The following is a 13,642-nucleotide window of genomic DNA, read 5'->3' on the forward strand; positions in this document are numbered from 1 at the left end:
CGCTGCGTCGAATGATTCAATCGAGCGATGCGGCACGCGCGAGAGGAATGTCTTTAAGCGCTCAGCGGTTTCTTCGTCCAGTAGAACGGCACGTCCCGGCAATAGGACGGAATCGTGAGCACGTCCTTGACGGGCTCGAACATCAACGCTTTTTCGTAAGCGACCACGTCCACATGCGGCATGTCGCCGACGAGCCCGAGATACCACGCGCGCATGATCGCGCTCACGGTTTTGGCGAGCGCGGGCTGGTCGACTTGCAAGGCCTGCGTCACGGTATCGGACGGTACGCCGCCATGGCCTTGCAGCCATGTGTTGAGCGCGCCGACGTTCTGCGTGAACTGACTGTCGGATTTGACGAGGGCATCGTAGACGCGTTTGCCGAGCGGGGCATCGAAGCCCGTGCGGCCGGTGAGGCGCTGCGAAAGTGCGAGGAAAGCGTCGAGGCCGCCGCCTGCGGGCGTGTCCGCAAACGCCGGCGTGATCCATGAAAGCGAGCGGCCGGCGCCGGCAAACGCGAGCGCCGCGGCCGCCGCGCATGCGCCGAGCACCCACGCCCTGCGCGAGGCGGAAACCGATGCTGACGGCGGCAACTCTGCTGGATGCGTCGCTTCGTGGCGCGCATCATTGTTCTTGGGTACATCTGTCATGGGGACTCCAGATGGTGAGTGATTCTCAACGTGCCTCGCGACCGTGGCGTGCTGCCATTCGCGCGTGGCGTCGATCTCTACCCCAAACCTGGTCTAAGCGCCGCTTGAGCGGTCTTTTATGAGCAAGCGCGTACCCAGTGCGAACTGGAGCGACGCGGTGCTGATGACATCCGTATGAAACCGCATGCACGGCATGGCATGCGTGGCAAAAAAAGACGGGCCGCCTGCCAATCGCCTTTCAACTGAAAGCGGCGCGCAAGGGCGTTGCGAAAGACTATAGCCTGTGACCCGTCCATTCGACAAATGAAGGGCCAGGCGCGGGTAGAATCCGCGACACCGAGAGCCCGACACCCTACATTCCATGCTCACCAAATACTACCCACAGGTTCTTCGCAATCGACCGCGCATGCTGGTCGGCCTTGCGCTCGGCATCATCGCCGCGGTGCTTGTGCCCGCGCATACACGTCCGATGGTCCGCGTGCTGGCCGGTTGGGATGCGGCCGTCTGGAGTTATCTGGCGATGATCTGGGTGCACATGGCCGTCGCCGACGAAGGCCGCGTGCGCGAATTCGCCCGTCGCGACGACGAGAACGCCGGCGTGGTGCTGATCGTCATCTGTATGGCGACCATCGCGAGTATTGCCGCCATCGTGATGGAACTGGCCTCGGTCAAGGGGACGGCAGGCGCTTCCACAGTTTGGCACTACGTGCTGACCGGGCTCACGCTGTTCGGCGCATGGTTCCTGATCCCGACCATCTTCACGCTGCACTATGCGCGGCTTTACTACGATCTCGAAGCAAAGGAAACGCCTCTACTGTTTCCCGACAAGGCGCTCCAGCCGGACTATTGGGATTTTCTGTATTTTTCGTTCACTATCGCCGTCGCCTCGCAAACGTCGGACGTGGCGTTGCGCTCGCGTTCGTTCCGCCGCGCGGCGCTCGCGCAATCCGTCCTGTCGTTCTACTTCAACGTGGCTGTGCTGGGCTTGTGCGTGAACATCGCGGCGGGTTTGCTCGGCTCGTAATACTGCCGACACAAAGCGCCCTCGCGAACACCCTCGCCGCATAAAACTCCACCTTTTGCGGTCGTCGCCCCGCCTCTGACGCGTCACGTGTAAATCCCGGACCGCGGTCGCCCGTTTTACACGCGGCGGCCGTCCATTCGACGTCTCCAAGCGCCTCGCGCCTTTTTTGCGCCTCCTTCGGAAGCTTACTGCGAGGCGTACGCTCCCCTCTCCATCGCTCCCGACCGAGCCGCACTGGCACAGCGTTTGCTGCGTCTCCCGAAGCGATCTGGCCGGCCCGCCCAATCGACGCCTGGCGTCAAAGCACCCTTTACTGGCCAGCGGCGTGACGATCTTTGCACTACATTGACCAGTACGCGCCGTCGCTTTATGCATCGCGCGGTATTCGGCTCTGGAAGCCCAATGAGCGCTGTGATCGCATGCCAACTGCATCCACACCGCAGCAGGACGAATCTGGAAACCACCGATGGAACCTCGAAACGGGTACGCGCCGCGGATTTACTTTTTTCATTCACTTCTGGTTGGGCCGCTCGATGCGTGGCCAGCGCAGTTCGCGCACGCAGCCGCGCTGAGCTTCGATCACGCGCTGATCGGCAGCCTCTTCGAGCCTGGACAGGCCGGCCACGGACAGGTGGTCGGCAACCACGCCCGCCTGCATCCGGTATTCGAAGCCCAGCAGCAGTCGGCCACCGAGGCGATTCGCACGCTTGCGAACGCGGCAAAGCAGAATGGCCTGACCCTGCTGGTCGATCTGGTGATCGACCGGATGGCCGCGGACGGCGCGCTGTACGCCGAACATGCCGACTGGTTCCATCCCTTCGAATCTGAAGAGGCGCGGCTCGATCCGCGCCATGTGCATCGCGAGGACAACGTCGCGTATGCGAACTTCAACGAGGCGGGCAGCAGTGCCGCGCTGGTCGGCTGGTGGACGCAGCAATTGCTGGCGCTCGCCGAGGCCGGCGTGGGCGGGTTCCGCTTCGATTCGCCGCATCGCGTGCCGGCCGCCGTCTGGCGGCAATTGGGCGACGCGGTCCGCGCGCAGCATCCTGAGGTGCGTTTTCTCGCCGCCACGCCTGGCCTGGCGCGTGACGATCTGCTCGGCCTGCAAGGCGCCGGCTTCGACAGCGTGTTCTCGTCGGTGCGCTGGTGGGACTTCCGCGCGAGCTGGATGGTCGAGGAGCATGCCGCGCTCGCGCGCATCGCGGCCCCGATCGGCTTTCCTGAAGCGCCATACGGCACTCGTCTCGCCGCCGAACTGACCGATGTGCACGACGCCGCCATCGTCGAGCGGGCTTACCGGCGCGCGCTGTTTACCTCGGCGTCGATCGGCACGGGCTGGATGATGCCGATGGGTTTCGAGTACGGTATCGCCGAGCCCATGTCGCAAACACGCGGCGACGCTGCGCAGTTCGCCCGCGCCGCCCAGGCGAAAAAATTCGATCTCACTGAAGCCATCACGCATGTGAACCTGGTGGCGAGTAAATCGAAAACGCTGCACGCCAACGGTGAGTTGCGCCCGCTCAGCGGGCCCGGCGCACCGGCCGCGATATTGCTGCGCGCCGATCAGCCCGACTTGCGCCATGCCGACGAAGCCATCCTGATCGCGATCAATCCCGAACTCGGCGCGCCGGTACGCGTCGATCCCGCGCGCTTCCTCGCGGGCGTGCCCGGCAACTTCACGCGCTTCGTGCCGCTCGACGCGCCCGCCAACGCATCACCCGCCACGCTCACGCCATTCACACTCGCACCTGGCGCGGTCCGCCTGTTCCGCGCGGTCACTGAGAAGCCGATCCGCCTCGCGCCGCCCATCGACAAACCGAACAGCAAGCGCAGCGGCCGCAAGACCGTACTCGAGGCGCTGAGCGCGCCGCGCGTGGCCATTGAGAGCGTGACGCCCTCGGTCGACAACGGCCGCTTCGCGGCCAAGCGCAGCGTGGGCGAACGCGCGGAAATCACCGCCGCGATCTTCGCCGAAGGTCACGACAAGATCGCCGCCGCCGTGATCTGGCGCGCCGCCGACGAAACCGCCTGGCACGAAGTGCTGATGGAACCGGCTCAACCCGCCGGCCTCGATATCTGGAAAGCGCGCATCCCGCTCGACCGCATGGGCCGTCACGAATTCACCGTGATCGCATGGCGCGACGACTTCGCTTCGCTGGTCGAGCACGTGCAGAAGAAGCTGAAGGCGGGACAAACCGTCGAGCTCGAACTCGACGAAGCGTCGCATCTGTTCGCGCTGGTGCTCGCCGAGGTCGAAACCTCGGAAGGGGCGCTCATCGAACCGCTCGAACATATCGTCAAGCTCTTCACCAAGGCCGATGCGGAAACCAAGCTCGCGCTGCTGCTCTCGCCGACCACGGCGAAGGCGATGACCGCCGCGCGCCACCGGCCGTTCCTGAGCCGCGATCCGGTCATCTACAAGATCGACGCCGATCGCACCGCCGCGCGCTTCGCTAGCTGGTACGAAATCTTCCCGCGCTCGATGAGTGACGACGAATCGCGCCACGGCACTTTCGCCGACGTCACGGCCAAACTGCCGCGCATTCGCGACATGGGTTTCGACGTGCTGTATTTCCCGCCGATTCACCCGATCGGCGTGGCGAATCGCAAAGGCCGTAACAATACGCTGACGGCGCAGCCAGGCGACGTCGGCAGCCCGTACGCTATCGGCGGAGTCGAAGGCGGCCATACGGCCGTGCATCCGCAACTCGGCACGCTCGACGACTTCAAGGCGATGCTCGCCGCCGCGCACGCGCACGGCCTGGAAATCGCGCTCGACTTCGCGGTGCAATGTTCGCCGGATCATCCGTGGCTGAAGGAACATCCGACGTGGTTCGCGTGGCGCCCCGACGGCACGCTGCGCTACGCGGAGAATCCGCCGAAGAAGTATCAGGACATTGTCAATCCCGACTTCTATGCGCACGACGCCAAGCCCGATTTGTGGCTCGCGCTGCGCGACGTCTTCCTGTTCTGGATCGAAGCGGGCGTGCACATTTTCCGCATCGACAATCCGCACACCAAGCCGCTGCCGTTCTGGGAGTGGGTAATCGGCGATGTACGGGCACGCTATCCCGACACGATCTTCCTCGCCGAAGCCTTCACGCGCCCGCGCATGATGAACCGGCTCGGCAAGATCGGTTTCTCGCAGTCGTACACGTACTTCACGTGGCGGGAATCCAAGCGCGATTTCATCGAGTACATGTCCGAGCTCACGCAAACCGGCGCGCGTGATTCGTACCGGCCGAACTTCTTCGTCAATACGCCGGATATCAACCCGCGGCATTTGCAATCGCAGGGACGCACGGGCTTTCTGATTCGCGCCGCGCTCGCTTCGACACTGGCCGGTTTGTGGGGCGTGTATAGTGGTTTCGAGCTATGCGAGGCCGCCGCACTGCCCAACAGCGAGGAATATCTCGACTCCGAGAAGTACCAGTTGCGCGCGTGGGACTGGAACCGGCCCGGCAACATCGTCCCCGAGATTACGGCGCTGAACCGGATTCGCCGCGCGAACCCGGCGCTGCAAACGCATCTCGGCCTGACATTCCTGCCCGCGCATAACGATCACATCCTGTTCTTCGAAAAGGCAACCGAAGCGCGCGACAACGTGATCCTCGTCGCAATCAATCTCGACCCGTTCAACGAACAGGGCGCGGATATCGAATTGTCGTGGGAGACTTTCCAGAAATGGAATCTGCACGATCATGGCCCGCTGGAAGTCACCGACCAGATGACCGGCGCCCGCTTCGAATGGCACGGCCGCTGGCAGCACGTTCAGCTCGGGTCGGGCCAGCCGTTCTCGATCTGGCGCATCGGGCCGCTCGGCGGCCTGCCCGCCGAACGGCCCGATGAAGCCGACAGCGACTATCACGCAGACGCTGGCAACCCAACCTCAACGGAAGGTGCGACATGAAGCGTGACGACCCAGCTCAAACCACGACACAGTCACCGGTGGGCAATGCCCCCGGCAACACGGCCAGACCGCGCACCAATCGGCGCGGCAAGCCCGCGGCGTTGAGCGACGATCCGCTCTGGTACAAAGACGCGATCATCTATCAGGTGCACATCAAGTCGTTCTTCGACGCGAATAACGACGGCGTGGGCGATTTTCCCGGCTTGATCGCGAAGCTCGACTACATCGCCGAACTCGGTGTCAACGCGATCTGGCTGCTGCCGTTCTATCCGTCGCCGCGACGCGACGACGGCTACGACATCGCCGATTATCGCAGCGTGCACCCCGACTACGGTCAGATCGCCGACGTGAAGCGCTTCATTCAGGAAGCGCACGCACGCGGTATTCGCGTGATTACCGAACTGGTCATCAACCATACGTCGGATCAGCATCCGTGGTTTCAGCGCGCGCGCCGCGCGAAGCCGGGCTCGAACCACCGCAACTACTACGTGTGGTCCGACACGGATCAGAAGTACCAGGAAACGCGGATCATCTTTATCGACTCGGAGCCGTCCAACTGGACGCACGATCCGGTGGCGGGCGCGTACTACTGGCATCGTTTTTACTCGCATCAGCCCGATCTGAATTTCGACAATCCGGCCGTGCTGAAGGAAGTGCTGCAGGTCATGCGCTTCTGGCTCGATATGGGCATCGACGGGTTGCGGCTCGACGCGGTGCCGTATCTCGTGGAACGTGAAGGCACGAACAACGAGAACCTGCCGGAAACCCACGCGATCCTGAAGAAGATCCGCGCCACCATCGACGCCGAGTATCCGAACCGGATGCTGCTCGCCGAAGCGAACCAGTGGCCGGAAGACGTAAAGGAATATTTTGGCGACGAAGACGAATGCCACATGGCATTCCACTTCCCGCTGATGCCGCGCATCTACATGTCAATTGCGAGCGAAGACCGTTTCCCGATCACCGACATCATGCGGCAAACGCCGGACCTCGCCGCAACGAACCAGTGGGCGATTTTCCTGCGCAATCACGACGAGCTGACGCTGGAAATGGTCACGGATTCCGAGCGCGACTATTTGTGGAACACCTACGCGAGCGACCGCCGCGCACGTTTGAATCTCGGCATTCGCCGCCGCCTCGCGCCGCTGATGGAGCGCGACCGCCGCCGTATCGAACTGATCAATTCGCTGCTGCTTTCCATGCCCGGCACACCCGTGATCTATTACGGCGACGAACTCGGCATGGGCGACAACATCCACTTGGGCGACCGCGACGGCGTACGTACGCCGATGCAGTGGTCATCCGATCGCAACGGCGGATTTTCACGCGCCGACCCTGAGCAACTGGTGCTGCCGCCGGTCATGGGCTCGCTATACGGTTTCGACGCGGTGAACGTGGAGGCGCAAAGCCGCGACCCGCATTCGCTGCTGAACTGGACCCGCCGCATGCTCGCCACGCGCCGCGCGAAGCAGACTTTCGGGCGCGGCACGATCCGCTTCCTGAAGCCGGAAAACCGCAAGATTCTCGCGTATCTGCGTGAAATGCCAGGCGAACCGCCGATCCTGTGCGTGGCAAATCTCTCGCGCGCGCCGCAAGCGGTTGAGCTCGATCTGTCCGAGTTCAACGGTTCGGTGCCGATCGAAATGACCGCGGACTCCGTGTTCCCGGCCATCGGCCAACTGACTTATCTGCTGACGTTCCCGCCGTACGGCTTCCTGTGGTTCATGCTATGTCCGGGCGGGCAACGTCCGACATGGGCACAGGCCCATTCGGAATCGCTGCCGGAATTCGTCACGATCGTGATCCGCGAAGGCCAGGTCGGTCCGACGCCGGAAAACGTACGTCTGCTCGAATCGGAAGTCCTGCCTTCATGGCTGAGCCGGCGCCGCTGGTTTGCGTCGAAGGATCAAAAGCTCAATGCGGTGCGGCTCGCGGCATTGACCACGATTCCGCACGGCGGCTTCGCCTTTACCGAAATCGAAGCGGACGTGGGCGGTCACACCGAGCGCTACGTGGTGCCGATCGCCATCACGTGGGGCGGCGAAACCACTTTCCCGTTGTTCAAGCAACTGGCCTTCGCACGCGTGCGGCGCGGCCGCAACGTGGGGCATCTGACGGACGCCTTTGCCTTGCCGATCTTCGCACATGGCGTGATGCGCAAATTGCGCGAACGCGCCGTCGTGCCCACCGTGCAGAAGAGCGAAATCAAGTTCCTGCCGACCGAGCGTTTCGCCGAACTCGAAGGGCTCGGCGAACGGCCGGAGATCCGCTGGCTCGCCGCTGAGCAGAGCAACAGTTCGCTGATCATCGCCGACGCAGTCGTGCTGAAGCTGGTGCGTCGCCTCGTGAGCGGCATTCATCCGGAAGCCGAAATCAGCCGCTACCTCACGCAATTGGGTTACGCGAATACCGCGCCGCTGTATGGCGAGGTGGTGCGCGTCGATCCCGAAGGCGTGCCGCACACGCTCTGTATTCTGCAAGGCTATATCGAGAATCAGGGCGACGCGTGGAACTGGTCGCTCGATTATCTGCGCCGCTCGGTGGACGAACTCGCTATCGCTATCGCTGTCGATACCGAAGCGCAATCGGCCCCGGACCGCACCAACGAATCCATTTTGCTGGAAGGCTACAGCGCGTTGGCCGGCACGATCGGCAGACGGCTGGGCGAACTGCACGTGGCGCTCGCCTCGCCGACGGACGACCCGGCGTTCGCGCCGGAAGCGGCCGGCGCGGAGCAGGTGAAGGCATGGGTGGACGGCACGCAGGCCATGCTCGCCAGCGCGCTCGACCTGCTCGCGCCGCGCATCGAGCAGATGAGCGATCCGGAAACCAAGGCGCTGGCGCAAAGTCTGATTGACCGGCGCAAGGAACTCGTGGCCGCCGTCGACAAGCTGGTTTCCGCCGACGCGGGCGCGCTGCGCATTCGCATTCACGGCGACTTCCACCTCGGCCAGGTACTGGTCGCGCAGGGCGACGCATTCCTGATCGACTTCGAAGGCGAGCCGGCACGCACGCTTGAAGAACGTCGACAGAAATCGAGCCCGCTGCGTGACGTGGCCGGCTTGATGCGTTCGCTGTCGTATGCGAGCGCGGCGGCGCAGTCCACCACGGAGGCGGCGCCGCAACAGACCGCCGATCGCAAGCGCGCGCTGTTCGACCGTTTCCGCGTGCATGCCACCGAAACGTTCCTCAGCGAGTATCGCGCGGCTGCCGCGCAAGCGTCGACGCCGCTCGTCGCGCCCGAAGCCGAACAGGCCTTGCTCGATCTGTTCCTGATCGAAAAAGCCGCCTACGAAATCCGTTACGAAGCGGCCAACCGTCCGACGTGGCTCAGTTTGCCGGTACGCGGCCTCGCCGCGCTCACCAGCCGATTGCTCGGCGACACCGGTGCGCCCGGCCACCATTCATCAACCCAGGCGCCAGGCGCCGCCACACCGCCTAATCCGGCCGAGGGCGACTATGAGTGAGCATGATCCGGCCGTAGGCCTCCAACCGCTCGAGATCGACGCGCTCGTCGAAGCGCGCCACCCCGATCCTTTCTCGCAACTCGGGATGCATCAGACCGACGCCGGCCCCGTGGTACGCGCGCTGTTGCCGAACGCCGCGCATGTCAGCGTGATTGCGCGTGCCGACGGTGCGCTGCTCGGCGAACTCGAGCAAGTGCGGCCGGGGCTGTTTGCCGGCCGCGTCACGACTGCGGCGCCGTACCGTTTGCGGATCGACTGGCATGGCGTGGTGCAGGAAATCGAGGACACGTATTCGTTCGGTCCGGTTCTCGGCGACGAGCCGCTTGGCCGGCTCGCCGGCGGCGATCCCTATGCGGTGCTTGAATGTCTCGGCGCTCGCCCGATGGAAGTCGACGGCGTGCCGGGTGTGCGCTTCGCCGTGTGGGCGCCGAACGCACGGCGCGTTTCGGTGGTGGGTGACTTCAATGCGTGGGACGGCCGGCGTCATCCGATGCGGCTGCGGCATCAGGCCGGCGTATGGGAATTGTTCGTGCCGCGTGTCGGGCCGGGTACGCGCTACAAATACGAGTTGCTCTCGCGCGATGGTCATCCGTTACCTCTGAAGGCCGATCCTTGCGCGATGCAAACGGAGAAGCCGCCGGGCACCGCGTCCGTCGTCGCGCATGTCGACGAGATCGAGCAGTTTCCGTGGACCGATCACGAATGGATCCAGTCGCGCGCCGGCAAGCAGACGCCGCGCTCGCCAATCTCGATTTACGAAGCGCATGCCGAGTCCTGGCTGCGCGTCGCGGAACAAGGTCAGCGCGGGCTCGATTGGGATGAACTCGCGGAACGCATGATCCCGTACGTGAAAAGCATGGGCTTCACGCACGTGGAGTTCATGCCGATTGCCGAGCATCCGTTCGGCGGTTCGTGGGGTTATCAGCCGCTCGGGCAGTTCGCGCCGTCGGCGCGCTTCGGCAAGCCCGAACAGTTCGCGAGATTCGTCGACAAGGCGCACGAAGCCGGACTCGGCGTGATTCTCGATTGGGTGCCGGCGCACTTTCCGAACGACGCTCATGGTCTGATCGACTTCGACGGCACACCGCTCTACGAGCATGCGGACCCACGCGAAGGCTATCACCAGGACTGGAACACGATGATCTACAACCTCGGCCGCAACGAGGTGAGCGCGTTCCTGGTCGCTTCGGGGCTGGCGTGGCTGAAGCGCTATCACGTCGACGGTCTGCGCGTGGACGCGGTCGCGTCGATGTTGTATCGCGACTATTCGCGCGCAGCCGACGAGTGGGTGCCGAATATTTACGGCGGCCGTGAGAACCTCGAATCGATCGCGTTCCTCAAACGCCTGAATCACGAAGTCGGTTATGTGCCGGGAGTGCCAGGCGCGATCACGATCGCCGAGGAATCGACCGCATGGCCGGGCGTGACGGCACGTGTCGAAGACGGTGGTCTCGGCTTCCAGTTCAAGTGGAACATGGGCTGGATGCACGATACGCTGCACTACATGGAGGAAGATCCGGTCTACCGCCAATACCATCACCACATGCTGACGTTCGGGATGGTGTACGCGTACTCGGAGCGCTTCGTGCTGCCGCTCTCGCACGACGAAGTGGTGCACGGCAAGGGCTCGCTGCTCGGCAAGATGCCCGGCGACAGGTGGCAGAAGTTCGCCAACCTGCGCGCATATTTCGGCTTCATGTGGACGCATCCCGGGAAGAAGCTGCTATTCATGGGCGGCGAATTCGGCCAGTTGGCGGAGTTCGACCACGATACGTCGCCGCATTGGCATCTGCTCGACGACCCGAACCACCACGGCGTGCAAAAGCTGGTGCGCGACCTGAACCGGCTGTACAACGAAGAGCCCGCGCTGCATCTGCTCGATTGCGAGCCGGGCGGCTTCGAGTGGCTGATCGGCGACGACAGCGGCAACAGCGTGTTCGCCTATCGCCGCACCGATGGCGCCGGCCGCGAACTGGTCGTAGTCTGCAATATGACGCCGGTGCCGCGTGTGGGTTACCGGATCGGCATGCCGCGCGGCGGACGCTGGTCGGAAGTGCTCAATACGGACGCCGGCGTGTATGGCGGGTCGAACATGGGCAACGGCGGCCTGATCCATACCGACGAACAATCGAGCCATGGCTGGCCGCACTCCGCTTCGCTAACGCTGCCGCCGCTTGCAACGATCGTATTGCGCGCGGACTAAAGAAGGACGAGCGGTGAAGCGAGCGCGCGGCGTGCGAAATCTTCGCGCCGCGCGCTCGTTGCATGAAGACCCACGATCGCGTTCAACAATCAGAACAAGGAAGGGGAATCATGTCGCATGCAATGCCCGACCGGCTTCTGCCCGGTTCGCCCTATCCGCTCGGCGCTAGCTGGGATGGCCTCGGCGTCAACTTTGCGGTGTTCTCGGCGAACGCGCAAAAAATCGAGCTTTGCCTGTTCGACCCCACGGGCCGCAAGGAAATCCGCCGCTACACGCTGCCCGAATGCACCGACGAAGTCTGGCACGGCTATCTGCCCAACGCGCATCCGGGCACCGCCTATGGGTTTCGCGCGCATGGGCCGTATCAGCCGCAGCATGGGCATCGCTTCAACCCGCACAAACTGCTGCTCGATCCATACGCGCGCAAACTGGTCGGCCAGTTTCGCTGGTCGGATGCGCTGTTCGGTTATCGCGTGCATTCGAATCGCGCGGACCTTTCCATCGACCGCCGCGATTCGGCGCCGGCCATGCCGAAGTGCGTGGTGATCGACGAGGCGTTCGACTGGTCGCACGACAAACGCCCGAACGTACCTTGGGGCGAAACCATCGTCTACGAGACGCATGTGCGCGGCGCCTCGATGTTGCGCGCCGATTTGCGTCAGCATGAACGCGGCACGTTCGCGGCACTGGCTTCGCCGGAGTTCATCGAACATATGGTGAAGCTCGGCGTGACCGCGATCGAACTGCTGCCCGTGCATGCGTTTCTCAACGACCGCTTCCTGGTGGAGCGCGGCCTGCGCAACTACTGGGGTTACAACACGGCGGCCTTTTTCGCGCCGGAGCCGTCGTATCTGAGTACGCACCGGCTCGACGAAATGCGCATCGCCGTGCGTCAGTTGCACGCGGCCGGCATCGAAGTGATTCTCGACGTGGTCTACAACCACACCTGCGAAGGCAACGAGATGGGGCCGACGGTGTCGTGGCGCGGCCTCGACAACGCCAGCTATTATCGCTTGATTCCCGGCGACGAACGTCACCATATCAACGACACAGGCTGTGGCAATACCGTGAATCTGCCACACCCGCGCGTGCTGCAAATGGTGATGGATTCGCTGCGCTACTGGTCGACGGCGTTCAATATCGACGGCTTCCGTTTCGATCTCGGCGTCACGCTTGGCCGTGAGCAGCACGGTTTCGATCCCGGCTCCGGTTTCTTCGACGCGTTGCGTCAGGACCCGATCCTGTCGCAACGCAAACTGATTTCCGAGCCGTGGGACATCGGTCCTGGCGGTTATCAGCTGGGCAATCATCCGCCAGGCTTCAGCGAATGGAACGACCGTTTCCGCGACACCGTGCGGCGTTTCTGGCGCGGCGACGCCGGTTTGCGGCCCGACCTCGCCGCGCGCCTGACCGGCTCGGCGGACCTCTTCAACCGGCGGGCGAGGAAGCCGTGGGCATCGGTCAATTTTGTCACCTCGCATGACGGTTTTACGTTGGCCGACGTCACCTCTTACGAGCAGAAGCACAACGATGCCAATCGCGAAGGCAACAACGACGGCCACAATGAAAATTGCAGCCGCAACTGGGGCGTTGAAGGACCGACCGACGACCCCGCGATTCTCGCCACTCGCAAACGTGTGGCGCGCTCGCTGATCACCACGCTGCTGGTGGCGCTCGGCACGCCGATGGTGCTGGCCGGCGACGAATCGCTGCGCACGCAGAACGGCAACAACAACGCGTATTGCCAGGACAACGAAATCTCCTGGATCGACTGGGAACGCGCGGATTCGCCGGACGGGCGGCAGATGACCGCGTTCGTCGCGCGCGTGATCGCGCTGCGCAAGCAACATCCGCTGCTGCGCGAAACGCGTTTTCTGTTCGGCGATCGTGAAGTGCTGCCGGGCCTGTTCGATGTCGGCTGGTTCGACGAACACGGCGACCCGCTCACCATCGAAGCCTGGCAGGATCCCGAAGGCCGCGCGTTCACGCTGCGCCGCGCGGGTCCAGGCTTAAACGGCGAAACAGAAGTATTGTTAATGATGCTCAACGCCAACGAGGAAACACTGCGTTTTACGCCGCCCGCACCGCACCTGGAATGGCACGTGCTGTTAGACACTGCGGAGCCGGAGAGCGCGCCGCATCGGCTGGCGGCAGCGGAGGTCGAAGTGGCCGCGCACAGCCTCGTGATGCTGGCCGCGCAGCCAGTGGGCGACGCCGATTGGCAAGCGGGCTGGAAGGCCGGTGCGCAGCATGGGCCAAGGCTTCTGACTGCGCTGCCGCCCGATCCGGGTGCGCATCCGCCCAGTAGCGATACGTCGCCGACCACTTAGGCGGCGGCGCCGCGACCCGACAGCACGCGGGCTGCGTTATTGCGCGTTGTCGTCGTACGCG

The 13,642-nt window shown here is 63.8% G+C and carries 6 protein-coding genes; 5 read left to right on the forward strand and 1 reads right to left on the reverse strand.

Annotated features, from left to right (window positions below):
* Positions 1-53: 53 nt before the first annotated feature.
* On the reverse strand, positions 54-647 hold the full coding sequence (locus B0G81_RS01635; RefSeq protein WP_208328502.1) for a sugar dehydrogenase complex small subunit: 594 nt from the start codon (positions 645-647) through the stop codon (positions 54-56).
* Positions 648-1,008: 361 nt separating this feature from the next.
* On the opposite strand from B0G81_RS01635, the gene B0G81_RS01640 reads away from it, so the two are divergent.
* The 5 genes from B0G81_RS01640 (at position 1,009) to glgX (ending at position 13,581) form a co-directional block, all read left to right on the forward strand.
* Positions 1,009-1,671, forward strand: a complete 663-nt coding sequence (locus B0G81_RS01640; protein WP_106282631.1) for a DUF1345 domain-containing protein — start codon at positions 1,009-1,011, stop codon at positions 1,669-1,671.
* 466 nt (positions 1,672-2,137) lie between these two features.
* Complete coding sequence (locus tag B0G81_RS01645; RefSeq protein ID WP_134132892.1) at positions 2,138-5,581, forward strand: alpha-1,4-glucan--maltose-1-phosphate maltosyltransferase; 3,444 nt, start codon at positions 2,138-2,140, stop codon at positions 5,579-5,581.
* Entirely contained in the window at positions 5,578-9,048 is a 3,471-nt protein-coding gene (gene treS, locus B0G81_RS01650) for a maltose alpha-D-glucosyltransferase (RefSeq protein ID WP_134132896.1), read from the forward strand. The genes B0G81_RS01645 and treS overlap by 4 nt, the downstream gene beginning before the upstream one ends.
* Entirely contained in the window at positions 9,041-11,251 is a 2,211-nt protein-coding gene (gene glgB, locus B0G81_RS01655) for a 1,4-alpha-glucan branching protein GlgB (protein ID WP_134132899.1), read from the forward strand. The genes treS and glgB overlap by 8 nt, the downstream gene beginning before the upstream one ends.
* A 110-nt stretch (positions 11,252-11,361) precedes the next feature.
* Positions 11,362-13,581, forward strand: a complete 2,220-nt coding sequence (glgX, locus tag B0G81_RS01660) for a glycogen debranching protein GlgX (RefSeq protein WP_116122636.1) — start codon at positions 11,362-11,364, stop codon at positions 13,579-13,581.
* Positions 13,582-13,642 lie beyond the last annotated feature (61 nt).

The organism is Paraburkholderia sp. BL6665CI2N2 (genome assembly GCF_004366535.1).
Lineage (GTDB): Bacteria > Pseudomonadota > Gammaproteobacteria > Burkholderiales > Burkholderiaceae > Paraburkholderia.